This is a genomic window from Mesorhizobium intechi (genome assembly GCF_002879535.1).
Lineage (GTDB): Bacteria > Pseudomonadota > Alphaproteobacteria > Rhizobiales > Rhizobiaceae > Mesorhizobium > Mesorhizobium intechi.
Genome location: NZ_PNOT02000257.1, coordinates 1 through 24,706 on the forward strand (window position 1 = coordinate 1; position 24,706 = coordinate 24,706).

The following is a 24,706-nucleotide window of genomic DNA, read 5'->3' on the forward strand; positions in this document are numbered from 1 at the left end:
GTGCAAGGACGCCGATGCCGCCTGGATGATTTTGCTGGCGTCACACTTTCGGGTGACGCCAAGCGTGATTGAGCTCGATTAAGGGTGCAATTCGATCCGTTGAACGCTTGGCGACCTATGTCGCCGGTTATTCCTGGAATGGGAAGCGCCCCGTTCGACTTTTTTGAGACTGCCGGTTTAGCGGGGGCGCTTCCTTGTCACGAAAGACGGTGTTCTCATCGACCGATTTGCCGCCGCATCTTGGCGACCGCGACCGTTTTTCGCTCTGGCAGGACATTCATGTCGGCGAGATCTGGTCGGTCGAATACCGCATATCGGAAAAACTGCCTTTCCAGGCCGCGATCGAAGCCACGGCTGTCGGATCGCTGGTGCTTGGCCAGATGGCCGGAACGATCCGGCAGGCGGCGCGGCAGGCGAGCAACATCGCCGATGACGGCAATGATGGCTACCTCCTGCTGATCAACAGGGCCGACACCGTGTTGAGCGGGGCGCAGGCCGGCCGTGAATACGGCGTCGGTCAGGGGGAAGCCGTCCTGGTCACCGCGGCGGAAGCGCTGAAAATGATCGGCGCCGACTGGAATGCGTGGACCAACGTGGTAGTGCCACGCGCCGTCCTCACCCAGGCCTTCCCGCAGATCGATGACAGGCTGGCGTTGAAGATCGGCGCCGAGAACGAGGCGCTCGATTTCCTCAAGCGCTATTGCCAATTGCTCGAGACCGGTCCCCCTCTCGCCTCGCCCCATCTTGTAACGCACGCCACGGAAACGATCGTCGACCTGATCGGGCTGGTGACCGGCGCGAAGGGCGAGGCTGCCGAGCTGGCCGGCCTGCGCGGCCTGCGGGCGGCGAGACTGCAGGCAATCCTGGCCGAGATCACCGACAGTTTCGCCAACCCCGGCATCTCCGCGCAAGGCGTCGCGAAAGAACTCGGGCTGTCGGCGCGCTATGTCCAGGATCTGCTCCAGGAGACAGGCATCAGCTTTTCCGAGCGGGTTCTCGAACAGCGCTTGCAGGGAGCGCGCAAGATGCTCTCGCAAAGGCACAATGACGCCATGCGCGTCAGTGAAATTGCGTTGATAAACGGATTCAGCGATGTGTCCTACTTCAATCGCTGCTTTCGCCGCCGCTTCGGCCAGACGCCAACGAGCGTGCGATAGATCCGGATCGTTCCGCCGCGGACGGGCGACACGATTGCCCTCCTGTCCCGAGGCGGAGATTGGTCCTTCGGTCGCGCCCGAAGCGATCGATGGTGCCAAACCATCACAGTGCGGGGAAAAGCCACCGCACCTCGCTCCAGTCCAATTCCAGTGCGGCCCTGCCCAAGACAACAGCCTGCCGCCGATGACATGTCAGCGCCAGGGCGAAACGACTGCCATATCAGGGGATTGAATGCCACAGCACGAATTTGCGAGCCGCAAGGCGAAGGCGTTGAAGTATCTGGCGCTGACGTCGACCGCGCTGGTCTGTCTTGGCCAGCCGGTTCCTGCGTCGGCTGACGCGATATGGACGGGCGCTGCCTCCACGGACTGGTTCACCGCCGGAAACTGGAAAAACACCACTGTTCCCACAACGGGTGACGACGTTGTGCTCAATCCGAAGTTCCCGAATCCGACCGTTATAAGCGGGGCCAATGCGGGCGCGCATTATCTGTTTCTTGGCACCATTGCGAGCTACACAGGGTCGCTGACGATCAAAAACGGCGGCACGCTCGCCAGCACTGCCGGCTTTGTAGGCTACCTAACGGACGCGAACGGGGTCGTGACCGTTACGGGAGCAGGCTCGGCCTGGAACAACAGTTCGGACATTTTCCTTGCGGCCAGTCCGAGCAGCACCGGCACTTTGACGATCTCGAACGGCGGAACGGTCAGCGACACCGTGGGTCATGTCGGCGCCGGCGGCACCGGCACCGCGACCGTCGACGGCATCGGCTCGACCTGGACCAACAGCGGCGACCTGTACATCGCCGAACATGGCACGGGCACGCTGAACATCACCAAGGGCGGCGCGGTCAGCAATGCCGTCGGCACCATCGGCTGGCATGCGGGTTCCAACGGCACGGTGACGGTCGACGGTTCGGGTTCGGCCTGGAAAAACGCGTCCAACCTGTTCATAGGCGATCAGGGCGCGGGTGCCTTGAACGTCTTGAACGGCGGCGCGGTCAGCAATCTGAGTGGTATTCTGGGCAACCTGGCAGGCTCCACCGGCACGGCAACCGTCGATGGTGTTGGTTCGACCTGGCACAACGCGGCCCTCGCTGTCGGCAACGCCGGCTTGGGCGTCTTGACGATCTCGAATGGCGGCGTGGTCACCAGCTCAGTGGGTTACGCGGCCTATGCCGCAACTTCCAAGGGCGCGATCGTGGTCGACGGTCCGGGCTCGGCCTGGAAAAACTCTTCCAACCTGTTCATAGGCGATCAGGGCACGGGTGCGCTGACGGTCTCGGGCGGCGGAGCGGTCAGCAACGCCTTAGGCTATGTTGGCGACTTCGCGGGTTCGACCGGCATGGTATTCGTCGATGGTGCCGGCTCGACCTGGAACAACACTTCCAATCTCTATGTCGGCAATCTCGGCACGGGCAATCTGGCCATCACCCATGGCGGTGCGGTCAGCAATGACGCGGGCGTTGTCGGCGCGAAGGCCGGCTCGACCGGGATGGTGTCCATCGACGGCGCCGGCTCGACCTGGACCAACAGTTCCAACCTGGCGGTCGGCGATTTCGGTGCCGGCACCCTGGCGATCGGCAATGGCGGCAAGGTCAGCAACAAAACGGCCTATGTCGGCAATTCGGCGGGTTCGAGCGGCATGGTGTTTGTCGCCAACGCCGGCTCGACCTGGACCAGCGCAGCCCTGTATGTCGGCGGCCTCGGCACGGGCACGCTGTCGGTCTCGAGCGGCGGCGCAGTCAGCAATGACTCGGCTTCCATCGGCTATGGTGCCGCCTCGACCGGCACGGCGTTCGTCGACGGCGCCGGCTCGACCTGGACCAGCAGCGGCGATCTCACCGTCGGCAATCTTGGTACGGGCACGCTGGCGATCAGCAACGGCGGCAGCGTCGTCAACATGGGAGGCGCTGTCGGCGCCGCCGTGGGTGCCAGCGGCTCGGTCACGGTCGATGGTAATGGCTCGGTTTGGACCAACAATTCTCTCCTCACTGTCGGCGCGAGCGGCGCTGGAACGCTCGCGATCTCAAACGGCGGCAAGGTGACCAGCGCTGCTGGATACCTGAGCTTTGATGCCGGTTCCGTGGGCACGGCGACAGTCAGCGGCGCGGGATCGACCTGGACCAGCAGCAGCCTCCTTTATGTCGGCCAGCGTGGTACGGGCTCATTGATCGTCTCGAATGGCGGCAAGGTCGTCAATACGGACGGCTTTGTGGGCGGCAATGCCGGGTCCATCGGCGTGGCTAGCATCAGCGGCGCCAACTCGACGTGGGCCAATAGCGGAAATCTCTATGTTGGTGGTTTTGGCCCAGGCACGCTGACGATTGCCAATGGCGGCACTGTGTCGGCCGCAGGCGCGGTCAACATGGCTGGTCTGGCGGGCTCCGTCGGCACGCTGAACATCGGTGCGGCGAGCGGATCGCCGGCGACGGCCGCCGGCTCGCTCAATGCGGCGAGCATCCAGTTCGGACCGGGCGCGGGTACGATCAACTTCAACCACACCGATACCAACTACACCTTCGCCTCGGCGATGAGCGGCGCGGGCGCGATCAACCAGATCGCCGGCGCGACCAACCTGACCGCCGATTCGAGCGGCTTCACCGGCGCCACCAATGTGAGCGGCGGACGTCTGGCCGTGAACGGCTCGCTGGCCGGCTCGCTGGTGACGATCGCGGGCGGCACGCTGGGCGGCAACGGTACGGTGGGCGGCATCGTCGCCCAGTCGGGCGGCATCATCGCGCCGGGCAATTCTATCGGCACCCTCAATGTCGCTGGCGACATCGACCAGGCAGCGGGCTCGATCTACCGGGTCGAACTTGCCACGACCGGCCAGTCCGACCTCCTCCATGCGACGGGCACGGCGACGATCGCCGCCGGCGCGGTGCTCGACGTGGTCAAGACTGATGCGGCACCCTATGTGCCGGGCACGCATTACACGGTGCTGCAAGCCGATGCAGGCGTCGTCGGCACTTATTCGATCAGCGGTGCCAGCCCATTCACCGGCCTTCTCGCGAATTACGACGCGACGCATGTCTATCTCGACGTCGTCGAGGCAAAGTCCTTCGCCGAGGTCGGCCTGACACCCAACCAGATCGCCACCGGTGGCGGCGCCGAAAGCCTGGGTGCCGGCAATCCGCTCTTCGATACCATTGTGAACCTGCCGACCGAAACCGTTGCGCGAGCCGCCTTCGACCAGCTTTCCGGAGAAATCCATGCCTCGGCCAAGCGCATGCTGGTCGAGGACAGCCGCTTCGTCCGCGACGCCGCAAGCAATCGCATTGCTTCGGCTTTCGGCGATGGCGGCACGGCAGCACTCCCGGTGATGGCCTATGGCGTGGGCGGTCCCGAAATGGTCGCCGCGGACACGGATCGTTTCGCCGTCTGGGGCCAAGCTTTCGGCTCATGGAGCAGCGTGGACTCCGATGGCAACGCCGCCGCCTTGGCCGGCTCGACCGGCGGGCTGCTGGGCGGCGCCGACACGCTGCTCGGCGGCTGGCGCGTCGGTGTTCTCGGCGGCTACAGCCATTCCTCCTTCGACGCCGATGATCGCAATTCCTCCGGCAAAAGCGACAGCTACCATCTCGGCCTCTATGGCGGCACCAATTGGGGCGCCATCGCTTTCCGCAGCGGTGCCGCCTACAGCTGGAGCAGCCTCTCGACAAAGCGCTCCGTCGCCTTCAACGGTTTTGCCGATCAGCTCTCGGCCGACTACGACGCAGGCACCGCGCAGATGTTCGGCGAACTCGCCTACAAGGCCGAGACCGGCGGCAGCTTCAAATTCGAGCCCTTCGCCAACCTCGCCTATGTCAGCCTGCACACTGACAGCTTCAGCGAAACCGGCGGTGCGGCGGCCTTGACCAGCGCCGGCACGAGCACCAACGCCACGTTCACCACGCTCGGCCTGCGCGGCTCGACCGATTTTGCGCTTGGCGGTGTCAATGCCACCGCCCACGGCATGCTGGGCTGGCGCCACGCTTTTGGCGACGTCACGCCGACCTCACGCTTCGCCTTCGCCGCCGGCGACGCCTTCACCATCGCCGGCGTGCCGATCGCCAGGGATGCGGCGGTGATCGAAGCCGGTTTCGACATGAGAATGTCGCCCAATGCGACGCTCGCCCTGTCCTATTCCGGGCAGTTCGGCGGCGGCGCCGTCGACAATGGCGCCAAGGCAAACCTCGGCGTCAAGTTCTGACGACGACAGGCCGCAGGCTCGCGCCGAACTGCCGGCGCCTGGCCGCTTCTGGCGTCCGCCTCTATTCCGGCGACGGCACCGGCGGCTTCGAGGTCAGCGCCGTCCCGGCGGCGGCGACAATGACGGCCGCGATGCCGGCCAGTTGCGGCGGGGTCAGGCTTTCGTGCAGGAACAGGAAGCCGGCCAGCGCGCCGAGTCCCGGCTCCAGGCAGGTCAGCGTGCCGTAGATGCGGGCCGGCATGCGGGTCAGCGCCACCATCTCCAGGAAGAATGGCAGTGCGCTGGAAAACAGGCCCACGAGCAGCGCGCTGACCAGGATCGACGGCGCCAACAGCCCCGTTCCCGCCTGCGCCACGCCGAAGGGCAGCACCAGCACGGCGGCGATCGCCATGCCATAGGCGGTGGTGCGGGTGCCAAGCTCCGCACCCGCCTTCTGCGCCAGCACGATATAGAGCGCCCAGAACCCGCCGGCCATCAGCGCCAGCATCACCCCGGTCGGATCGAGCGGCTGCAGGGAGCGGATGAAGGGCGACAACAGGATGATGCCCGCCAGCGCAAGCGCGATCCAGGCGAAGTCGCTGGCGCGCCGCGAAGCCAGAGTCGCCACCAGCAGCGGCCCGGAGAATTCCAGCGCCACGGCGACGCCGAGCGGGATCCTGGCAAGGGCCGCATAGAACAGAAGATTGAGCGCGCAGAGCGTCACCCCGTAGGCGACCAGCCACGGCAAGGTGGCGCGCGTCGGCCGCATCTGCCAGGGCCGCAGCACCGCGATCAGCATCAGCGCGCCGATGACCAGCCGCAGCGTCGTCGTGCCTTGCGCGCCGATCTGCGGGAACAGGGTTTTGGCGAAGGTGGCGCCGATCTGGATCGACACCATGGCTCCCATCAGCGCCGCGACAGGCAAGGGCGCCGCTTCGCGACTGGCAGCCGGCATCGATGTCACTTTGGTTTTTTCCTTCCCCGCCGCGATATGCAGACGCAGGAGTATCGGCATAGGCCGAAACCGGCCCGCCTGTCCTGAGGCAGTGAAGGCGCTTGATAGGGGCAAGACCGGTGTCGAGGCGCGCCGGCGCCCTCGCCGTTTCAGCCGCTGAACGACACGCCCCGGCGGCGCATGCCCGCCTGCACGCCGCGCACGATCATCCGGGACAGCATCTCCATGTCCCAGGGCATGCCCGGGCGCCAGACATCCAAGAGCAGGGCGATGCGCGCTTCATCGGCGTTGTTCATCACCTCGTGCGGATAAGTGTCGTCCCACAGCATGCCTTCGCCGTCGGTGATCCGTCTTTCCTGATGGTCGATCATCATGATGGTTGCCGGGCGACCATCGGCCTGGCGCGGGATGACCAGGCCAAGGTGAAACCGCATGATGCCGCGGAACGGCCCGCGATGGCTGGGTATGTGCTTGCGCGGCGCCAGGAACGAGATCGCCGCCGATTTGACTTCCGGGCATTCGGCAAGCAAGCGGCTGAGAACCGGCATGCGCGCCAGGTTTTCCGGCACCGCCATGTCATAGGCCTTGAGCACGAACATGCGCCAGTCGCGACCGTCATTGGCGGAGATATCGGCCTGCTCCGGCATGATGTCGTGAAAGCGCGGGACCTTGCCCAGACGAACGCCAAGCGCTTCGTCGCGTATGTCGCGCCAGGCGGCGGTGAATTTCGCCGCGTTCGGAAATTCGCTGGCCGTATCGAGGATCGCCGGCGCGTCTATGCGCCTTTCATAGACACGCCGGATAACATCGGATGCAAGATCGTAGGTGCGCGACATCGCATGGCCTCCCGCGCATCATAAACGGACGGCCGCCGATTTTGGTTACACATTTTGTTCACGGTGTCGTCACCTTGGCCAGCCTTGGCCCGGGTCTTGACGTCGACGATCTCGGGCTTCGTGCTGTCGACCGCCCGCGAGCCGCGGTCTCCTGTCGTGCAAAAACACCTTCCAACACCCTGCGGCTTGGCCGAATGCCTGCCCTTTGAGGGAAGCAAGCCGCGTTGTCGCCCGACGAAAGAAGGCGACTGTGCTGCATCGCAAAAGGCAAATGATTTCAGTAAATTCACTGGAGAATTCCGAATATTCCCAAATAGGTAAAGTGTAGATCCTCGAAAATTGAGGGCCTTTTGGCGAAATTCCGGAGGCTACCCTGCACCTCCGGTAGAAATGCCTTCAATCAACCAAGGCGAGCAGACAAATACAACTCGAACCATAAGGTTGAAATGCTGCGGAGAATCGCCAGAATCGGAAGAAAACGGCGGTTTTTCTGGCAGTTTTTGGCCCTGCTCACATAAGTATTTCAGTTCGCTAAATTTTTTGTGTTGCGCTGCACAATGCCGTGACCGAACCATCCGCCGGGGGACTCGTTTGCGACTGGACATACGCCGTGAAGGATTCCGCCGGGGTCACCGATTTGAGCCGTCCGTCCGTCGGTTGCGAGATCGACCCAGGCAGGCTAGCCAAGCGCGGGTTTGATGGCGTCGCCGTCCCGGCGAATTCCGTGCGCATTGGCCTGCCGCTCGAAATAGCACCCCAGTTTCATCGCCGACATCAGGCCGCCCGTGGAAGCCGCTGATGGCAAACGCCCGCGACATCCAGCTGGATGCACTCAGGGCCATCGCCGTGACGATGGTGATGTACTCCCATTTCTACGCGGCGGGAGGATCTTCGTTCTGGGGCCATATCGGCGTGCGTCTGTTCTTCGTTTTGAGCGGCTTCCTGATCACCCGCCTGCTCCTGGAAGCGCGTTCGGCCGCCGCGTTTGAAGCCGGCCCCGCGCTGCGGTCCTTCTACATCAGGCGGGCACTGCGGATATTCCCTCCCTATTTTGCCGTGCTGGGTTTCGTCTGGCTGTTTGATCTGGAGCAGTCCAGGGGATCGCTGGTGTGGCATGCGCTTTACCTGTCGAATTTCTGGTATGCGCTGCGCAATGACTGGAACCCCTGGGTGCTGTGCCATTTCTGGAGCCTGAGCATCGAGGAGCAGTTCTACATTGCCTGGCCGCTGCTCGTCTTGCTGGCCCCTCGCCGGCGCTTCGAACAGATCTGCATCGGCGTAATCGCGCTGTCGCTGGCCTATCGCTTCTACTGGCCGGTCACCGCCACCCCGGCGCTGGCGCGCGACCTGCTGCCGCCGGCCTCCATGGACGCGCTGGCGTCGGGCGCGCTGCTTGCCTGCTGGCGGTCGAGGGGCGCCGGCCTGCCGCAATGGATGCGGCTGGGCTGGCCTGCCTTCGCGGCCGCGTTCCTGATGATCGAGTGGTTTGTGCCGGCGCCTCCCGATCCGACGCTGGAGTGGGCCCGCTGGCTGCTGCTGCAAGTCTTGCCCTTGGTGCCGCTGATGGTCATCGTCGCCGCCTGTTCGCGCGGCCTCGGCGGCTTCCCCGGCAGGATTGCGGAGCTGCCGCCGTTGCTGGCCCTCGGCCGTGTCAGCTACGGCGTTTATCTCTATCATCCGATACTGCTGTCGCTCGCAATCAAGTCGCAGCCGTGGATTCCGGTCAATGTCTCGGAGCAAGGGCCGGGACGGTTTCTGGTTGCAAGCACCGCCACGATTGTCGTGGCCGCGATTTCCTGGCTGGTTTTCGAAAGGCCGCTCAACAGCCTCAAGCGCCACTTCCCCTATGTCCGGCGAGTCCAGGCGGGTCAGATCGGCTGGTTTGCGAGGCCGGCGCAAGCCTATCCCGGCGGATCGCCCGATGGCCGCGGGCCATCCCTCGACCTCCCGCGAAGGGATGCAAGGCCATGACCGCCGCGCCGCTCGTCTCAGTGCTGCTGCCGGTCTACAATGCCGGACCCTACCTTGCCGCGGCACTTGGAAGCATCCTGCGGCAGGACTACAGCCGTCTGGAGGTCATCGCGATCGACGACGGCTCGAGCGACAATTCGCTGAAGATTCTCGAACGATACCGGCAGGCCGACAGCCGCGTCTCGATCATCTCGCGCGAAAACCGCGGCCTCGTCGCGACGCTCAATGAAGGTCTGGCGGTCGCGAGCGGCGAGCTGGTCGCGCGGATGGACGCCGACGATGTCGCCTATCCCTGGCGCCTGTCGCGCCAGGTGGCGCTGTTCGAGCAGCGGCCCGCGCTCGGCTTCTGCGGCGCCGGCGTCGACATGTTGATCCGCGGCCGCATCGCCAGGGGCAAGCCCGATCCTGTCTTCCGGTCCGGCCGCATGCCCATATTGGCGATGTTCTTCACCATCTTCATGCACCCGACGGTCGTCTACAACAGGAAGGTCATCGAAGACGCCGATCTCCACTATGACGCGACCTACCGGCACGCCGAGGATTTCGATCTCTTCAGGCGGCTGGCCTCTCGCTACCCCGCGGCCATGATGCCCGAAAACCTGCTCGTCTACCGCGTCCATCAGGCAAGCGTGACCCGCCGGCACAGCAAGGAGATGCGCAGGACGCATTTGCGGATCGTGGCCGAGAACCTCGAGCGCGAGGGGCTCGCGGAAGCCACGCGCGGCCTGCGCGACATCGGCGAAGCGGTCAGCATCGACACGATTACCCGCGCGGCCGACTTCATTCTCGCCTTGGAGGAGCGGATCGGCTCGCTGCCGGACGAGACGCGGCCGAGCTTCGAGGCCGGCGCGCTCAACCTGTTCTATTTCCTTTACCAGCTCGTCGCCGACGAAAAGCATCCAGCACTGACGCATGAACTGCTGACGCGGACCGCGAAGTGGGATGCCATCCGGCGGCGCGAGAAATTTGCGCTGCGGCCCGGCGCCTGGGCGCCCTGGCTCAGCCGCGCCTCGCTGTGGGCCGGCAAGCACGCGGACGCCGTGGAATACTTCTTCAAATCCGCGCCCGCCGCCGCGGTTCTGGCATCTCATCAGGCGGGCTTAGGGCGATGACCGTCAAAGCCCACCAACCTCTGCGGCGCGATCGGTCGACGGCGCTTGGCCTCGCCCCGGCCGGTCCACGGCCGGATCGATCGGCGCCGGAGGTCAGCTTCATCATCTGCACGCGCAACCGCGTCGCCGTGCTCGAGGCCTGCATCAAGTCGGTGCAGGCCGCGTGCCGTGCCCATGCCGGCTTCGCGGCCGAACTCGTGGTCGTCGACAATGGCTCGAGCGACCGCACGGCGGAACGGCTGGCCGGCATCGCCGCCATGTCGGATATTCCAATGACGCCTATTTGCGAGCCGCGCCGCGGACTGGCGGCGGCCCGTAACGCCGGGTTGAGGCGCGCCAGGGGGCGCGTGCTGGTCTTCGTCGATGACGATTGCGCCGTGCATCGCGACTATCTGCGCGATCTGGAGCGACATTATGCTTGCGGGGAACAGGGGCTCATCCGGGGAGGCCGCGTCGAGCTTGGGGATCCCAGGGACTTGCCTTTCACGATCAAGCGATCGCGGGTGCGCGAGCGGCTGACGCCCGATATTCATCCCGGCGGCTTCGTGCTGGGCTGCAACATGACGATGCACCGCGACGTCGCGGCCCGCATCGGCTATTTCGACGAGCGCTTCGGCGCCGGCGGGCCCTTGCGGTCGGCGGAGGATACCGATTACCTCGTGCGGGCGGTGCTGCTCGGCATCCCGGTCGAATACGTGCCGGACATGACGATATTCCATCATCACGGCCGGCGTGATCGCAAAGCCATCGAAAAGCTCCACCGCGACTACAGCCTGGGCAATGGCGGGCTCTGCCTCAAACATGTTCGCCATGCGCCCTGGCTGCTTCGCCATTTCTACTGGGCCGCGAGAGGAGCCTTGCGGGAATTGGCGGGCGGGCCCGCATTCGATCGCGAACTCGATCTGTCCCATTGGCCGATCGTCGGCATGAATGTGCTCGGCGCGGCCAGATACGCGCTGCTCCTGCTGGCGGGACGGCCGCAAGCCGAGCCGCTGCGGCACGACCAGCAAGCCAATGCCGAGGCCTGATGCCATTGCTCCCGCCTAGCCTGCCGATGCTGTTCCGCGCCTTCGGAAAGCGGCAACTGCGCCTGGTTCCGGCCGTGGTGGGCCTCGGCCTGGTCAGCGCTGCCCTGGAAGGGTTCGGCATCGGCCTGATCATCCCCCTGCTGGGCATCATCTTGGGGCACGGCGATGCGGCTGGAATGGCCGGCTTCTCGGCTGTTCTCCAGCAAGTCGGATCGGGCTTCGGCGAGCGCGACCGGCTTGTCGTCATTTCGGCCGCGATCCTCGGCTCGATCGTCCTGAAGAACATCTTCGCTTTCGCCAACACGCTGCTGACGACCTTCATCTGCGGCAAAGCCAGCCATTCTATCCGCAGCGCACTGTCGGAGCGGCTCCTGCGCGTCGGCTACCCCTTCTTTCTGCGGCAGAGCCCCGGGCGGCTACTCAACATCATCTCCAACGAATCCTGGCGGGCGTCCGATGCGATCCAGATCATGCTGTCGGCGATCATCAGCGCATCGGCCGCCATCATCCTGCTGGCCTTTCTGCTGCTCTTGTCCTGGCGCATGACGCTATTGGTCACGCTCGGCCTGGCACTCGTCCAGATCGCGCATGCCATCCTCTCGGCCAATCTGAAGGAGCCCAGCCGCAGCGTCGCTTCGCGCAACAGCCACCTCGCCTCGCAGATGCTGCATCTGGTGCATGCCGGACGCCTGATCCGCATCTTCGGCCAGGAGGGCCGAGAGAAGGCGATCTTCGACACCGCCTCCGATGCGGTTCGCCGCGCCTCCTTCGTCCTCCAGGCCCGCCAGGGCGCGTTGCCGCCGCTGACGGAGGTTCTCCACGCCATGCTGTTCCTGGCGGTGGTGATCGGCGCCTGGCTGGCGCAGGTGAGTTTCCCGCTGATCATCGCCTTCGTCATCCTGCTCTACCGGCTGCAGCCGCATATGCGGGCCCTGCAGGGATCGTGGAGCCAGCTGCAGGGCCTGAGCGGATCGCTGGAAGAGGTGGCATGGCTGCTGGATCCGGCGGGCAAGCCCAAGCCGCCGCAAGGCGACGGAGCGTTCCAGGGCTTGCGCCAGGGCATCAAGTTCGACGACGTGACGTTCACCTATTCCGGCACGGACCGGCGTGAAGTGGTGCTGCATGCCGCGGCGTTCGAGATCAACAATGGCCGCTCGACGGCGCTCATTGGCCGCTCCGGTGCCGGCAAGACGACGATCGTCAATCTTCTGTGCCGCTTCGTGGAACCGGACAGCGGCAGGATTCTCGTCGATGGGTCACCGCTGGACCGCATCGACGCCAGCCAGTGGCGGCGCCAGATCGCGCTGGCCAGCCAGGAGCTGGAACTGGTCGACGGCACCATCCTTGAAAACATAAGCTACGGGCAGGACGCGGCAACGCTCGCAGACGCCGAGCGCGCCGCAAGACTGGCCGAGGCGCATGAATTCATCGAAAGACTGCCTCAGGGCTACGAGACGCTGGTTGGCTACAGGGGCGTCAATCTGTCGGCGGGACAGAGGCAGCGGATCGCGCTTGCCAGGGCGCTGGTGCGCGACCCCGATCTGCTCATTCTGGACGAAGCCACCAATGCCGTTGACGGGCTGTCGGAGGCGGCCATCGTCGAGACCCTGAAGTCGAGGGCGGGACGGCGCACGACCATCGTCATCAGCCACCATCACAGCACCATTTCGTTCTGCGACGACGTGGTGATCCTGAGCGGCGGCCGGGTGAAGAAGCAGGCCCCCTTCGGCACCCTTGCATCGCTCTCGATGGACGAGCTCTACCGGCATGATGCGCTCGACTGACAAGAGCCGGAGCCACGAGTCCCGGCGCGGCCCGCGGCCGTCCGAATCAAGGGCGCATGACGTGCCGCTGGCACCCTGCGCGATCGCGCCAATGCCATGCGGTGCCCGGACTGGCTACCGTTCCTTCGCGGCGGACCTGTCGATCCGCCCGGGCCGGTGCCCGTCGCTTACTCTCCAGATGCGGCGCCGGCCTACCCTCGTTCCGGTCATCCGACGCCTTGCGCGAACGGTTGTGTTCGCGGCGGCGTAACGGGGCGCGGCGCAGCCCCTCTCCGACCGCTTCGCGGCCGCCTTGCCGGGGCGAGCCATCGGTCTCGTCCGCCCTTCGCCCCCCGCTTTAGAGGGGCGAGGAAATGGCGGCTGGGCTAGCCCGCCATTGCCATCGGTACGGCGCTCTTGTTGGGGATCTGGATGTCGATCTCCAGCGTCGACATGGTCTCGCCGCGGTCCATCGAGACCTGCAGGTAGTCCTGGTCGATCTGCACATGCTTGGCGATCACCGCCATGATCTCCTCGCGCAGGATGGAGACGAGGTCGGGCTGGCTGCGGTTGCGGCGCTCATAGGCGAGCAGCACTTGCAGCCGCTCGCGCGCCACCGGCGCGCTGGAGCGCCGCTTGAAGATGTCGAGCAGGTTCATGCCGCCCTCCTTCCCAAAAGACGATCGAGGAAGCCCTTGCGTTCGAAGGGCACGATGACAGGCAATTCTTCGCCTTCCAGCCGCCTTGCGGCATCGATATAGGCCTTGGCCGCGGTGTTGAGCGGCTCCGACAGCGTCACCGGCGCACCGAGATTGGAGGCGCGCAACACGTCCTGGCTCTCGGGAATGATGCCGAGCAGCGGCACCGACAGGATTTCCAGCACATCGTCGATGCTGAGCATTTCACCCCGCGCGGCCCGCCCCGCGTCGTAACGGGTGACCAGCACGTGCTTGGCGATCTGCTCGCCCTGTTCGGCGCGCATGGTGCGGGCATCGAGCAGGCCGATGATGCGGTCGGAATCGCGCACCGACGACACTTCCGGATTGGTGACGATGACCGCCTCGTCGGCAAAGCGCATGGCGAGCTGCGCGCCGCGCTCGATGCCGGCCGGGCTGTCGCAGAAGACGTAGTCGAACACCGAGCGCAGCTTGTCGATGACTTCGCCGACGCCTTCTTCGGTCAGCGCGTCCTTGTCGCGCGTCTGCGAGGCCGGCAGCAGGAACAGCGTGTCGACCCGCTTGTCGCGGATCAGCGCCTGCGACAGCTTTGCCGTGCCCTGGATGACGTTGACGAGATCGAACACCACGCGGCGTTCGGCGCCCATGATCAGGTCGAGGTTGCGCAGGCCGACGTCGAAATCGACGAGCGCCACCTTCTTGCCGGTCTTGGCCACGGCGGCACCGAGCGCTGCCGTCGAGGTGGTCTTGCCGACGCCCCCCTTGCCCGATGTGACCACCACTACCTTGCCCATGAAAAAAGCCTCCGTTGTTATTCGTTTGTTATTCCGGGCCGGCTTGCCGGCCTTTAGTCAATCGCCCTGCCAGCTTGCCTTCTCGCTCAGCCGCCTTGCGGGCCAGTCAGCTCAGCGTCTCGACGCGCAGGCCGTCGCCGTCGAGGAAGGCCTGCACCGGTTTGCCGCGCGACACCCCTTCCATCTCCTCGGCGGTGATGTACCAGCCGTCGACCGACAGCAGCTCGGCCTCGTTGCGGCGGCAAAAGATGCGCGCGGCGGTGTTGCCGAGCGCGCCTGCCGAAGCGCGCCCGCGCAGCGTTCCGTAGACATGGATCGAGCCGGCGGCGACGATCTCCGAACCGGACGCGACCGAGCCCAGCACGATGACATCGCCATGCGCGTGCATGATCGCCTGACCGGAACGGATCGGCGTCTTGATCATCAGCGTGCCCGAATCGTAGTGCGAAACCTGCGGCCCGGTTTCCTCGGTCTTGCTTGCGCCAGCCTTGCCCTCGGCAGCGATGCGAGAATCGGGGCGCGCGTCCGGGCCGCGCTCCGGCGCCCTGCCCTCGGCCTTGCCTTCCGATGTGCCGGAACCCTCTTGCCCACCCTTGCGGCCTGGAAGCAGCCCATCCGTCGTCGCCTCCTTGGCGCCGACCAGCAGGGGCGGCAGGTCGGGACCGAGCACAGCCCCTTCCAGCTCGATGGCATAGATGCGGATGCCGCGCGTCCCCAGCTCCGCCACAAGCGCCGCGATCTCGCTTGGCGCGGGCTTCAGCGTGTTCAGATCGAGCAGCACCGGCCGCCCGGCAAAATAGCCCGGCGAGTTGCCGATCCAGTGATCCAGCCCCTGCAGCCACTCCACCATGGGCGCTTCCGGGGTCAACGTGAAAGCGACGAAAGAACGGGCACGAAAGCGAATGGATTTGGCCTCGAGGGGAGCGGCAAAGGTCACGGCTGGCGAATCCTTACTGAGAGGTAAACGCTAGCGAGGGAATGGTTAACGAATGGTTAACGCAGGGGGTGGGCAGCTTGGCAGTCCTCGAGAAATTGGACGGTCGGCCAAACGCCAGTTGCGGTCGCTGCCCGCGACACGCTGATTGTCTTGATCGGGGCCGGAAGCCGACCGACTGGGCCATGGACGTCCGAGCGGACATTGCGGCGGGCAAACCAAGGATGAGCGAGCCTGGGGCTGAAGAAGCAGGGTTTACACTGGCAGGTGATCGATGAGCTTTGCCGCGAGGTGGCCTGACGTCGCAATCGCTGTCATGCGCCAACCGTCGGTCGGGGGCCCGCACATCATGCGGTCGCGTTCACGAGATGGTCCGATACCGTCGAGATGAACGCGCGAAGACGCTGGAGACGCCGTAGGTCCCGGTGATATCCCATCCAGATGTCTCGCGCCGGCGGCGGCGTCGGCAGTTCCAGTCTGCGGATACCCGGAATCTGATTGCCGACTATGCGGGGCAGGACGGCGATGCCGACGCCTTGCCTGCACATGCGCCCCTGGACGTTGCGGTTGTTCGATCGCAGGACCGGTCTCGCATTGGGGAAACTCTCGGTGAGCCACGCTATGTCGGGGAAATGACCCGTGGATGTGTCATGGGTGATCAGCCGGAAACCGGCCCCATCGCCATATTTGGGATCAGCCGCCTCCTCAGCGATGTAGACGCCGTATTCCAGCCTGAAGAGCCGCCGCTGAACGACATCGGCAGTGTCGAACGGAACGATACGAAAAGCGACGTCGGCCTCCCGCTGGGCAAGGCTGACCCGGCGCGTGCCGGTCAGGATCTCGACGTCGACATTGGGGTAGGCTTTCGAGAAATCCGCCAGGATAGGAGGGAGGACATAGGCCCCAAACCAGTCGGCTGACGAGATGCGCAGCATGCCTTTGAGATTTTGCTCCTGCCCCGCAAGCCGACGTTCCATTGCCAGCGCACCTTCTTCCATCTGCTCCGCCAATGCGATGATCCCGTGGCCCTCGTCGGTCAGAACAAGACCGTCCGCTGTGCGCTGGAAGAGCGTGTGACCGATCGCCTGCTCAAGGGCGCGGAGGCGCCGGCCGACAGTCGGATGGCTCGTCTGAAGAGACCGCGCGGCGCCGCCGAGCGTGCCGGATCGCGCAACAGCAAGAAAGATCCTGACGTCACTCCATTCCATGAGACCCCCCCCCAACAAAACTGAACGCCGAGAATACATTTATGTCAGTTAAAGTACAAATCTAAGCACCTAGATTCGCCCCATCGGTCCATCTGACCGTCTCTCGTCACCTCATATCATTCGGAAGGATCGGCAAATGTCTCTCAAGTCTCTCTATCTCGGTGCTGCGGCTCTTGCAGTGGTGTTCGGCGCGCCCTCCGCTTTCGCGCAGCCGGCCCAGAATGTGATTTTGGTCCATGGCGCGTTGGTCGATGGCAGCGGCTGGAGGGGCGTTTATGAGCGCCTGGTCGCCAACGGCTTGAAAGTCACGGTCGTTCAGGAACCGAACACGTCGCTGGCGGAGGACGTTCAGGCGGTTCACCGCGCTATCGAGCAGCAAGATGGGCCGGTCGTCCTCGTCGGCCACAGCTATGGTGGTCAGATCATCACCGAAGCCGGCGTCGACCCGAAGGTTTCGGCACTTGTCTATGTCGCGGCCATCGTCCCGGATGCTGGCGAGGGCGTGGGCGATGTGTTTGAGAAGTGGCCGAGTCCGACCGCGGACGCGTTCAAGCCGACTTCTGACGGCTTCCTGCTGTTCGACCCTGCGAAGTTCCGGGCGGGATTCGCCGCTGACCTGTCCAGGTCCGAGACGGATTTCATGACTAACTCGCAGGTGCCGGTTTCGGCGAAGATCCTCGGAACCAAGACGCAGCACGCGGCCTGGAAGACCAAGCCGAGCTACGGCATCGTGGCCGGGCTGGACATGGCTGTCGGCGCCGAGGCGGAGCGGTCTATGTACAAGCGGGCAAGTGCGAAGGTCACCGAGGTGCCCGGTGCCAGCCATGCGGTTTATATCTCGCATCCGCGCGAAGTCGCCGACGTCATCGCCGAAGCAGCGAGTAAATGAAGCCGACGCCCTGATGTTCAGGCTCAGGGCTGCGGAAGTTTCGTGACCCATGCGCCGAAGCCGCCCCTGTGCTTCGGCACCGCGACGTCATGGCCGATATGACAGCTCGTAGCGGCAACAGCTTGGCGTCGTCTGAAAGCAACTCGGAGAGAAAGTAATGACAACTTGGCTCATCACAGGCTGCTCAAGCGGCTTCGGCCAGCGGCTGGCGCTCGCCGCAGCACAGCGCGGCGATCAGGTCATCGCGACGGCCCGCAATGTCAAGACAATCGAGGAAATGGCCGAGCCTTTCGGCGGCCGCATGATCACCTTGCCACTCGACGTGACAGATGCGGCGGCAGCCAAGGCAGCGGTCGCAAAGGCGGTCGAGATCTTTGGCGGGTTTGACGTGCTCGTGAACAATGCCGGCTACGCGCTGTTCGGCGCGATCGAGGAAGGCACGCCCGAGGAATATCGGCCGATGTTCGAGGTAAACGTCTTCGGTCTGATCGAAATCACCAGAGCCGCCTTGCCTGTCCTACGACGTTTGGGCGGGACGATCGTCAATATGTCGTCCGGCGCGGGCATCGAGGGCCGTGGCGGCGGAGGCTACTACCACGCCGCCAAATTCGCCTTGGAAGGGATATCCGAAGCGCTCGCCGGCGAGCTGAAGCCGTTCGGCATCCGCGTGCTGATCGTCGAGCCTGGGCCGTTTCGTACCGATTTCCTTGGCCGTTCGATCACGATGGCCGCCAACGAGATGCCGGAATACGCCGCGAGTTCGCGCAGGCACTATCGCGAAACCAACAACGGCAATCAGATGGGCGATCCCGACAAGGCGATCGCGGTCATCCTGCAGGCAGTCGATGCCGATGACGCCCCGCTTCATATGCCGCTCGGCCCGATCGCGCATTCGATCGCCGAGCGAAAGCTGGCTTCCTTTCGCAGCGATATCGACGCCTGGCGCGACATTACGATCGCCACCGATTTCGACCAGCCTTAAGCGCTGGCCGCGAGCTCTCTTTGGACATCAACATCGATTGGAAAGCGATCATGATCGCAACCTTGAAGGGGTTTACCCAGCAGCTGGTGCCGGTGAATGGCATCAGGATCAACGCCGTGACGGGGGGATCAGGCCCGCCGATCCTTCTGCTTCACGGTTTTCCGGAAACATGGTGGGAATGGCATCATGTGATGCCGCTGCTCGCCGAGCATTTCAGCGTGGTGGCCATGGATCTGCGCGGCGCGGGCTTTTCGGACTGCCCGCTTGACGGCTATGACAAGGCCACGATGGCGCGCGACGCGCATGAGGTCATGGTTGCCCTTGGGCATGAACGCTACGCCGTGTGCGGCCATGACATTGGCGCAATGGTGGCGTTGCCGCAGGCCGCCATCTATCGGGAGGCTGTTACCCACTTGGCCGTCCTTGATGTTCCGCTTCCCGGCTGGACCGGATGGGAGGCGACAACCGCCAGGCTCTGGCACTTCAGCTTCCATACGAACCGGGATCTGCCCGAGCGCCTGATCCATGGCCGTGAATATGACTATGTTTCGGCCTTCATGGCTGAGCGGTTCTACGATCACAGCACTTTCAATTCGGCTGACATCGAGATCTACGCGAAAGCGATGGCTCTTCCTGGTCGCACGCGAGGCGGCATGGAATGGTATCGCACCCTCGCTGCCGACCATGCGGTCGCACTCGAGTACAAGAAGCAGCCGCTCGACATTCCGGTGCTTGGCTTGGGTGGGGACCAGCGCTTCGGCAAGCAGATGGTGCCGATGCTCAAGGAGTTCGCCACCAATGTGACGGGCGGCTCGATCGCGCGGTGCAGCCACTATGTCGCGGACGAGCGGCCGGATGAAGTCGCCGCCGCTCTTATCGATTTCCTCAAGATCAATTGAAACTCGGCGCCCGCGCCCTCGTGGGGCCGGGCGGATCGATTAAATAGGAAAGGAAAACTGTCATGACCGCACCTGTCATTCGCGGCGTCAATCATATCGGCATCACGGTGCCAGACATCGAAGCAGCAAAATCGTTCCTGGTGGAAGCGTTCGGCGGTCAGGTGATCTACCAGTCCTTCAGACCGCAGGATCCGCCGCGGCAGGGACCCGAATTCGAGCGGGCCACTGGAGCTTTGCCCGGCACGGTCGTGCGTGCGCAGGCGATGGTCAAAATCGGAACCGGACCCGATATCGAGCTCTTCGAAATGCACGGCCCCGAACAAGCACAGCCGGTTCGAGCGAGCGACTTCGGCATTACGCACTTCGGTGTCTACACCGACGACATCGACGCATCGGTAGAGCGCTTCGAAAAGGCTGGAGGCACCCCTCTCACAGCGCCGCGCGCTATTCCCTATGCAACCGAGAAAGGCCTTGGAAACAAGGTCTGCTACTGCCGCATGCCGTGGGGCACGACGATGGAGTTCATCACCACGCCGGATCGCATGGCCTACCGTGACCAGACGGATCTGCGCAGGTGGCAGGACGAGGACTGAGCAGGGCGCGAAAAGGGCCCGCAATCAGTTAAGTCGCGGCGATTCTGACGCTGTCGGAAGGCACGAAACGAACTTTCGCTTCAGCGCCGGTCTTGGCATAGCGGCCGGGCGACTGGCCGACATGGCGGCTGAAGGCGGTGCTGAAGGTGCTGGCCGAGCCGTAGCCGACGCGCTCAGCGACCTCGGCGATGTCTACTTCCTGGTGCCGCAACAGGTCCTTGGCGAGCGCCATGCGCCAGGCCAGGAGATACTCCATCGGCGGCACGCCGACGCTGCGGGCGAAGCGGTCGAAGAAGGCCGAGCGTGAAAGTGCCGCCTTCCTGGCAAGTTCGGCCATCGTCCAGTGACGTGCTGGATCGGCATGCATCTGGCGGATCGCGTCAGACAGCCGCGCATCGCCCAGACCCCGTAGAAGCCCAGCGGGGGCATCGCGCGTCTGCGTCAGGCGCAGGGATTCAACCAGCAGGATCTCGACCAGCCTGGTCAAGACGAGGCTGCGCCCGTCATGCTGCTGCGCCGCTTCGTCGATCAGGAGCTTGACCAAGACCGACAGCCGCTCGACACCGCGGACATGAATCTGCCCGGGCAGCAGCGAAACGAGCAGGCTGGACTCCCCGCCATCGAAGATGAAATAACCGCCGAGCAGGCGCACGCTGGGCGGGCCGTCCTTTGTTCCGTGCCGCACCTCCGCTGTCGACTGCGCCGCGGCATGCGGATCGAGCACATCGGGTATGACCGGCTCGAAGCCCGATATGGTGAAGCTAGGGGTCCTGGGCAGGAGCACGAAGTCGCCTGCCTCAAGTTTCAAGGGCTCCTGGCCGTCGACGGCCAGGCGGCATTCCCCTTCCACCACGACGGCAAAACTCGGATGGCTGAAATCACTGTAGCGTACACCCCAGCGGCCGGCCCCGCTGATACCTTTGGTGAATACGGCCTGGGGCCGCAGCAAGCTTACAACTTGCGAGAGCGGATCAATCATTTCCAGGCCTTCACCTTAACCTCGACAGCTAGGCAGCGCGACGTACTTTGCTCATTTCCACGGCATCCGGCCCAGCCGGGAAACTCATCACCGCCGAATTGTCGTGGGCTGCCTGCCAGACCACCTTGGCGACATCCTCGGGGAGGGTATGAGCCTTCGGCCGCGTCATCATCCCGAAAATGTCGTTGGCATAGGCCTGATAGGCTTCCGGAATGAAGCGCTCGACATAAGAGGCGGCGTCCCGGGAGAAGGCAGTCGTCGGCCCATAACCAGGCTGAACCATTTTGACGCGGATGCCAAAATGATTGAGTTCGTTGGCAAGCGATGCGGTGAACCCGTCCACCGCAGTCTTACTAGCGGTGTAGATGGCAACGAGCGGCATCGGAACCAGGACGGCGCTCGACGTGATGTTGATGATTGTGCCGGACCCGCGGGCACGAAACTGCGGGATGACGGCTTGCGTCATGGCCATCACGCCGAAGGTGTTGGTCTCGAATATCTGCCGCGCCGTGTCAATCGACGTCGCTTCGAACGCACCGAACATGCCGATGCCGGCATTGTTGACCAGAACATCGATTAGACCGGCGGCTTCGAGCGCGGCCTTGATACTGTCTGGACTGGTTACATCGAGCGGCACGATCTGGATGCGGTCGGATTCTGGCAGCACATCCTCGCGAGGGGTGCGCATGCCGGCGATAACCTTCCAGCCTTCGGCATGGAAAAGCTTTGCCATCTCGAGGCCGTAGCCCGAGGACGTACCGGTGATCAGAACGGTCTTCATAAGTCATCTCCTTGGTTTGCGACAACAAAACGATACGACCGCCTTCTCGGATCATCTACAATCGATAGTCGTTTTTTAATTGGCGTTAGTCCAGATCCATTCGATTCGAGCACGGATTTGACCCACCAGGCCCCGGCCGGAAACGAAGCTTGCTGCGCATCGGCCCTCCGGGGAGGCGCATCTCCTGGCACGCGGACTACCGCGCTGGCCCTCCAGAAAGCCCACGGTCGCGAGGCAGATTTCTAGATAGATCTGAGCGATCTTCTCGCATCGCAGGGCATGACTACCCGTTTGAAGCATTTGAGGGACCGAGGCGACTTCGGATCCGCCATGCGACGCGTTGAGCCACGATCCAGCGCGTCAGTCATGCTGATGGTCTGTCGTTATCCGCATTGCAATGGCCATATTCTGGCTCGGCCTGCTAAAGTGTGACAACGGTCTGCTTTCGGGCAAAGGCCACGTAGCCCCGAACGGCCGAGGTGAGCTGCCGTGTGATTATCGGGATTAAGAGTCAACCCGTCACGCAAGCTTGCGGCGTATCGCTATCTCGGTCGCCAGGGGTACGCACCGGACAGCCCCGCTCAATGCCACTTGAAATACTGCACCTCCCGCTCGTGCTTCCCGGTCTTCTCGTCCTTTTTTGCGTGAACAAAGACGGTATCTGCCGTCCTTGGGTTTGCGGATCATCTCGCTCTGCCTGATCAGGATTTGGCCTCGATCACGATCGGTTGCCTCCCCCCGTGGAGTTCGAGAACCCAGCCATGCTAGCCTCCGTCGAGCCGGCTGAAGCTCCGGCATGAGGGGCAAGCCATGTTGGATCAATGGACTGATTTCTTCGTCATGGTGGGCGGCGGCGCGGCGGGGCTTGCCGGGTTGATCTTCGTCGCGATCTCGATCAATCCCGAACGCATTGTCCGCAACACGACGCACAAGAACCGGGCGATCAACATGCTGTCGGGCTTCAGCGCGATTTTCATGGCATGCAGCCTTGCGCTTCTGGGAGGTCAGTATCTTCCGGCACTCGGCCTCGAATGGCTGTTGCTCTGGGCCATAGCAACATTCATCTTCGTCAGAGGATATGTCGTGGCCATTAAGGCGGGGATGAGTTCCATCGGATTGACCGGGCCGCGGCTGGCGGGCGGCACGATGTGTTACCTGGCCGAGGTTGCAGGCGCGATTTTCCTTATCCTCGGGCGCGGCGTGGGCCTTTACATTGCGGCCCTTGGAACGATCGTTCTGTTCGCCTTCCTGATTTCAGGCGCGTGGCTCCTGATCATCGGCATCTACGAAGAGCCGGCCAAGGGATGAGCTGCACGCCGGGCGCCGCAGAGGCAAGCACCGGACCCTAATGCCGCTTGAAGTACTGCACCTCCTTCTCATGCTTCTGCCTTGCGCGTCTCGAGCGTCCCCAGGTTCCGCCGTTTCCCGGTCTTCTCGTCCTTCTTGCGTGAATAAAGCCGGAACTTCCCATCCTTGAGTTTGCGGTGTCATTGGGTCTCTCCTCTTCGAAAGACGAAGGGCCCGGTCGGACCCCTCGAACTTTCAATCGCGTGTTCGGGCATTTGTTTCGGCTGAACCTTGGTCCAGCTGGTCGCGGCGTGGGCGTCGCCATCCTCGTCGCGCATGAAGCCGAACTGTCTTGCCACGACCGGCTTGGCGCCGACGCCGAGGACGCCGCCCTCACGCGTAGGCCGGTTCTGGAAGCGCGACAGCGCCGCCGCCGCTGCGGCGAGGATACATCACACATGCCGGACTGGGCGGCGGATCATCGTCATCGTTCGGGCCTGAGCGGCGGAACCAGCGGCGGGCAACGCTGCGTCGGCGCTCAAACGCTCGGGGCCACCTTGTGCCACTCGCGGATGGCGTATCGAGGGATTTCAGCGCATCGAGGATGTCGTCGATGCTGACCGCGATGCCACCTTCCAGCTGACGCAGCGACGGTGCGTCGGGAACGACGTTTGCATCGGAAGCCCAGAACGACAGCATGGCTCGTTTCTCGGCGATCGAGAGAGCCGAGTCCCTGAGCACGTCGTCAGGGACCAGCAAGCGCCTGCCGGCGCCGAGGCGGCTCGAAAAGTCGGTGTTCAGCTTGGTTGATGTGTCGAGCTCTTTGGTCATCTCCTGTCTCCGCAATTACAGCCTCCCGGACCATGCCGGGAGGCGAACCGCAGTTTGTGCCAATTCGGGGTCAGGCGGCCTTGCGCCCCGCGCGGCCATCCTGAGCAATTCGAGCGGTGTCATTCGAGTCTTCGGCCGAGAGCGACCCGCCGCCGACCGGGATGCGGCGCGGCTTCAATTCTTCCGGGATTTCCTGGACCAGCTCGATGGACAGAAGCCCATCGCGCAGCGCCGCCGCCTTGACCTTGACGTGGTCGGCGATCCGGAACACCTGCTTGAAATCGCCCATGGCGAGCCCGCGATGCAGGATCTGGCGCCCTTCATCCTCGGCGTTCTTGTGGCCAGTCACGATGAGTTCGGGGCCGTGCTGCGTCAGTTCGATTTCCTGTTCGCTGAACCCGGCCAGCGCCATCGTGATGCGATAGTCGTGCTCGCCGATCTTCTCGATGTTGTACGGCGGCCAGTCCGGGCGCGGGCCGCTGTCGAGCATGTTGAAAAGGCGATCAAAGCCGACTGTCGTGCGATAGAGAGGTGCGTAGTCAAAGTTTCTCATGTCCATATCCTCCGAAAAGCAACATGGGTTTCAACGTCTACGATGTTGGATGTCGAGCCCTGGAGCCTCGACGAAAATGATCTGGGAGACGTGAAAATCCTCTTCAAGGGGGATAGCGAAAAAATCTTGGTGTCTGTTAGAACCCCTTGCAAAGCACAGCGGTAGGGTAAGGACACCCTGTATCCTTGGCGCGTGCCTGGCCAATCAAGCGGCGCGATGATCGGGGGTCGAGAAGTCCGCTGAAGTCCCGAATTTCCGATGGCCCAGCTTCCCGGAACGGATAATCGGTTCACTGGGATATGT

Annotated in this window: 21 protein-coding genes; 11 read left to right on the forward strand and 10 right to left on the reverse strand. The window is 63.8% G+C overall.

Features of this window, described 5'->3' with window-relative positions; genetic code table 11:
* The first annotated feature begins 194 nt into the window (after positions 1-194).
* Positions 195-1,157: an AraC family transcriptional regulator gene (locus C1D09_RS22635; RefSeq protein ID WP_143976380.1), complete on the forward strand. Its 963-nt coding sequence runs from the start codon at positions 195-197 to the stop codon at positions 1,155-1,157.
* Positions 1,158-1,389: 232 nt separating this feature from the next.
* A complete protein-coding gene (locus C1D09_RS22640) occupies positions 1,390-5,352 on the forward strand; it encodes an autotransporter outer membrane beta-barrel domain-containing protein (RefSeq protein WP_143976381.1) in 3,963 nt (1,320 codons plus the stop codon).
* 61 nt (positions 5,353-5,413) lie between these two features.
* Here the strand turns inward: C1D09_RS22640 and C1D09_RS22645 are convergent, their stop codons facing one another.
* Positions 5,414-6,295, reverse strand: coding sequence for an EamA family transporter (locus C1D09_RS22645; RefSeq protein ID WP_143976382.1), 882 nt, complete (start codon positions 6,293-6,295; stop codon positions 5,414-5,416).
* A gap of 140 nt (positions 6,296-6,435) precedes the next feature.
* Positions 6,436-7,122 (reverse strand): aspartyl/asparaginyl beta-hydroxylase domain-containing protein, encoded by a 687-nt coding sequence (locus tag C1D09_RS22650; protein ID WP_143976383.1) that lies wholly within the window; start codon positions 7,120-7,122, stop codon positions 6,436-6,438.
* A gap of 798 nt (positions 7,123-7,920) precedes the next feature.
* Here C1D09_RS22650 and C1D09_RS22655 point away from each other — a divergent pair.
* From C1D09_RS22655 to C1D09_RS22670, 4 genes are read left to right on the forward strand one after another with little or no spacing between them, the layout of a single operon-like run.
* Positions 7,921-9,093, forward strand: a complete 1,173-nt coding sequence (locus C1D09_RS22655) for an acyltransferase family protein (RefSeq protein WP_143976384.1) — start codon at positions 7,921-7,923, stop codon at positions 9,091-9,093.
* The gene (locus C1D09_RS22660) at positions 9,090-10,205 is read left to right on the forward strand and encodes a glycosyltransferase family 2 protein (RefSeq protein ID WP_143976385.1); all 1,116 of its coding nucleotides are present in this window, start codon (positions 9,090-9,092) and stop codon (positions 10,203-10,205) included. Before C1D09_RS22655 ends, C1D09_RS22660 begins: the two co-directional genes overlap by 4 nt.
* Positions 10,202-11,233 carry a glycosyltransferase family 2 protein gene (locus C1D09_RS22665; RefSeq protein WP_143976386.1) on the forward strand — a complete coding sequence of 344 codons (1,032 nt, stop codon included), beginning with the start codon at positions 10,202-10,204 and terminating at the stop codon, positions 11,231-11,233. The genes C1D09_RS22660 and C1D09_RS22665 overlap by 4 nt, the downstream gene beginning before the upstream one ends.
* Positions 11,233-13,017, forward strand: a complete 1,785-nt coding sequence (locus tag C1D09_RS22670) for an ABC transporter ATP-binding protein (RefSeq protein ID WP_143976387.1) — start codon at positions 11,233-11,235, stop codon at positions 13,015-13,017. Before C1D09_RS22665 ends, C1D09_RS22670 begins: the two co-directional genes overlap by 1 nt.
* A 365-nt stretch (positions 13,018-13,382) precedes the next feature.
* On the opposite strand, the gene minE is transcribed toward C1D09_RS22670, so the two are convergent.
* From minE to C1D09_RS22690, 4 genes are all read right to left on the reverse strand, one after another.
* A complete protein-coding gene (gene minE / locus C1D09_RS22675; protein WP_023813379.1) occupies positions 13,383-13,655 on the reverse strand; it encodes a cell division topological specificity factor MinE in 273 nt (90 codons plus the stop codon).
* Positions 13,652-14,467, reverse strand: coding sequence for a septum site-determining protein MinD (gene minD, locus C1D09_RS22680; protein ID WP_143976388.1), 816 nt, complete (start codon positions 14,465-14,467; stop codon positions 13,652-13,654). Before minD ends, minE begins: the two co-directional genes overlap by 4 nt.
* Before the next feature lie 106 nt (positions 14,468-14,573).
* Positions 14,574-15,404 (reverse strand): septum site-determining protein MinC, encoded by an 831-nt coding sequence (gene minC / locus C1D09_RS22685; protein ID WP_143976389.1) that lies wholly within the window; start codon positions 15,402-15,404, stop codon positions 14,574-14,576.
* Between the two features lie 344 nt (positions 15,405-15,748).
* Positions 15,749-16,609, reverse strand: a complete 861-nt coding sequence (locus C1D09_RS22690) for a LysR family transcriptional regulator (RefSeq protein WP_143976390.1) — start codon at positions 16,607-16,609, stop codon at positions 15,749-15,751.
* Between the two features lie 181 nt (positions 16,610-16,790).
* On the opposite strand from C1D09_RS22690, the gene C1D09_RS22695 reads away from it, so the two are divergent.
* The 4 genes from C1D09_RS22695 (at position 16,791) to C1D09_RS22710 (ending at position 19,972) form a co-directional block, all read left to right on the forward strand.
* A complete protein-coding gene (locus tag C1D09_RS22695) occupies positions 16,791-17,498 on the forward strand; it encodes an alpha/beta fold hydrolase (RefSeq protein WP_246135836.1) in 708 nt (235 codons plus the stop codon).
* 157 nt (positions 17,499-17,655) lie between these two features.
* A complete protein-coding gene (locus tag C1D09_RS22700; protein WP_143976392.1) occupies positions 17,656-18,480 on the forward strand; it encodes an oxidoreductase in 825 nt (274 codons plus the stop codon).
* Positions 18,481-18,530: 50 nt separating this feature from the next.
* The gene (locus tag C1D09_RS22705; RefSeq protein WP_143976393.1) at positions 18,531-19,379 is read left to right on the forward strand and encodes an alpha/beta fold hydrolase; all 849 of its coding nucleotides are present in this window, start codon (positions 18,531-18,533) and stop codon (positions 19,377-19,379) included.
* A 62-nt stretch (positions 19,380-19,441) separates the two neighbouring features.
* A complete protein-coding gene (locus C1D09_RS22710; RefSeq protein ID WP_143976394.1) occupies positions 19,442-19,972 on the forward strand; it encodes a VOC family protein in 531 nt (176 codons plus the stop codon).
* Between the two features lie 28 nt (positions 19,973-20,000).
* Here the strand turns inward: C1D09_RS22710 and C1D09_RS22715 are convergent, their stop codons facing one another.
* Entirely contained in the window at positions 20,001-20,951 is a 951-nt protein-coding gene (locus C1D09_RS22715) for an AraC family transcriptional regulator (protein ID WP_143976395.1), read from the reverse strand.
* Between the two features lie 28 nt (positions 20,952-20,979).
* Positions 20,980-21,732 (reverse strand): SDR family oxidoreductase, encoded by a 753-nt coding sequence (locus C1D09_RS22720; RefSeq protein WP_143976396.1) that lies wholly within the window; start codon positions 21,730-21,732, stop codon positions 20,980-20,982.
* An 843-nt stretch (positions 21,733-22,575) separates the two neighbouring features.
* Between C1D09_RS22720 and C1D09_RS22725 the strand changes: the two genes are divergently transcribed.
* Complete coding sequence (locus C1D09_RS22725; RefSeq protein WP_143976397.1) at positions 22,576-23,040, forward strand: hypothetical protein; 465 nt, start codon at positions 22,576-22,578, stop codon at positions 23,038-23,040.
* 372 nt (positions 23,041-23,412) lie between these two features.
* Here C1D09_RS22725 and C1D09_RS22735 read toward each other — a convergent pair whose 3' ends face one another.
* Both C1D09_RS22735 and C1D09_RS22740 read right to left on the reverse strand, forming a co-directional pair.
* Positions 23,413-23,850: a hypothetical protein gene (locus tag C1D09_RS22735; RefSeq protein ID WP_143976398.1), complete on the reverse strand. Its 438-nt coding sequence runs from the start codon at positions 23,848-23,850 to the stop codon at positions 23,413-23,415.
* 70 nt (positions 23,851-23,920) lie between these two features.
* Positions 23,921-24,403, reverse strand: a complete 483-nt coding sequence (locus tag C1D09_RS22740) for an Hsp20 family protein (protein ID WP_143976399.1) — start codon at positions 24,401-24,403, stop codon at positions 23,921-23,923.
* Between the last annotated feature and the right edge of the window lie 303 nt (positions 24,404-24,706).

Bases quoted from the DNA above. Each gene is read 5' to 3' on its own strand.
- C1D09_RS22735 (WP_143976398.1), bottom strand. From the start codon at position 23,850: ATGACCAAAGAGCTCGACACATCAACCAAGCTGAACACCGACTTTTCG.
- C1D09_RS22710 (WP_143976394.1), top strand. From the start codon at position 19,442: ATGACCGCACCTGTCATTCGCGGCGTCAATCATATCGGCATCACGGTG.
- C1D09_RS22700 (WP_143976392.1), top strand. From the start codon at position 17,656: ATGACAACTTGGCTCATCACAGGCTGCTCAAGCGGCTTCGGCCAGCGG.
- minE (WP_023813379.1), bottom strand. From the start codon at position 13,655: ATGAACCTGCTCGACATCTTCAAGCGGCGCTCCAGCGCGCCGGTGGCG.
- C1D09_RS22670 (WP_143976387.1), top strand. From the start codon at position 11,233: ATGCCATTGCTCCCGCCTAGCCTGCCGATGCTGTTCCGCGCCTTCGGA.
- C1D09_RS22720 (WP_143976396.1), bottom strand. From the start codon at position 21,732: ATGAAGACCGTTCTGATCACCGGTACGTCCTCGGGCTACGGCCTCGAG.
- minD (WP_143976388.1), bottom strand. From the start codon at position 14,467: ATGGGCAAGGTAGTGGTGGTCACATCGGGCAAGGGGGGCGTCGGCAAG.
- C1D09_RS22740 (WP_143976399.1), bottom strand. From the start codon at position 24,403: ATGAGAAACTTTGACTACGCACCTCTCTATCGCACGACAGTCGGCTTT.
- C1D09_RS22655 (WP_143976384.1), top strand. From the start codon at position 7,921: ATGGCAAACGCCCGCGACATCCAGCTGGATGCACTCAGGGCCATCGCC.
- C1D09_RS22660 (WP_143976385.1), top strand. From the start codon at position 9,090: ATGACCGCCGCGCCGCTCGTCTCAGTGCTGCTGCCGGTCTACAATGCC.
- C1D09_RS22665 (WP_143976386.1), top strand. From the start codon at position 10,202: ATGACCGTCAAAGCCCACCAACCTCTGCGGCGCGATCGGTCGACGGCG.
- C1D09_RS22705 (WP_143976393.1), top strand. From the start codon at position 18,531: ATGATCGCAACCTTGAAGGGGTTTACCCAGCAGCTGGTGCCGGTGAAT.
- C1D09_RS22650 (WP_143976383.1), bottom strand. From the start codon at position 7,122: ATGTCGCGCACCTACGATCTTGCATCCGATGTTATCCGGCGTGTCTAT.
- C1D09_RS22690 (WP_143976390.1), bottom strand. From the start codon at position 16,609: ATGGAATGGAGTGACGTCAGGATCTTTCTTGCTGTTGCGCGATCCGGC.
- C1D09_RS22715 (WP_143976395.1), bottom strand. From the start codon at position 20,951: ATGATTGATCCGCTCTCGCAAGTTGTAAGCTTGCTGCGGCCCCAGGCC.
- C1D09_RS22640 (WP_143976381.1), top strand. From the start codon at position 1,390: ATGCCACAGCACGAATTTGCGAGCCGCAAGGCGAAGGCGTTGAAGTAT.